The organism is Microseira wollei NIES-4236 (assembly GCF_020521235.1).
In the GTDB taxonomy this organism is placed as follows: Bacteria; Cyanobacteriota; Cyanobacteriia; order Cyanobacteriales; family Aerosakkonemataceae; genus Microseira; species Microseira wollei.
In genome coordinates this window covers 1-649 of record NZ_BLAY01000511.1, presented here as the reverse complement: position 1 = coordinate 649, position 649 = coordinate 1, and the positions used below count along the sequence as shown (strand labels likewise).

The window sequence follows — 649 nt, the reverse complement described above, 5'->3', positions numbered from 1 at the left end:
AATGCTTTGACAAAATCAATCATGAAAAACTTTTGGCAAAACTCCAAACCTACCCCAAGTTGAGACGACAAATCAAAACTTGGTTAAAATCAGGAGTCATGGATGACAAAACCCTATTCCCTACCAACGAAGGAACACCACAGGGCGGTGTAATCAGCCCATTATTAGCTAACATAGCCTTACATGGAATGGAAGAAAGAGTTAAGCAATATGCAGAAACTCTAAAAGGGGGTAAAAGGGACAATAGAAAATCCCTGTCACTAATCAGATATGCAGATGACTTCGTTATCATACATGAACGATTAGAAGTCATTCTGGATTGCCAAAAGATAATTAACGATTGGTTGGCAGAAATAGGATTAGAACTCAAACCCAGTAAAACCAAAATTTCTCACACGCTTAATAACGTGAAAGGAAATGTAGGCTTCGATTTTCTAGGGTTCACCATTAGACAATACCCACTAGGGAAAAATCAAAGTGGTAAAGATACTCGCGGAAATAAACTGGGATTTAAGACTCTCGTCACACCTAGTAAAAATAAGGTTAAACTCCATATCCAAAAGATTGGAGAAACAATAGCCAACAACAAAGCCTCTACCCAAATGGAAATAATAAAGGAGGTTAACCCAATAATCAGAGGCTGGTCTAA

At 37.9% G+C, this 649-nt stretch carries 1 protein-coding gene; it reads left to right on the top strand.

Annotation, left to right across the window (positions count from 1 at the left end; all coding sequences use genetic code 11):
• Positions 1-649: reverse transcriptase domain-containing protein (locus MiSe_RS49600; RefSeq protein WP_264197175.1), on the top strand; the 649-nt coding region annotated here is incomplete at both ends.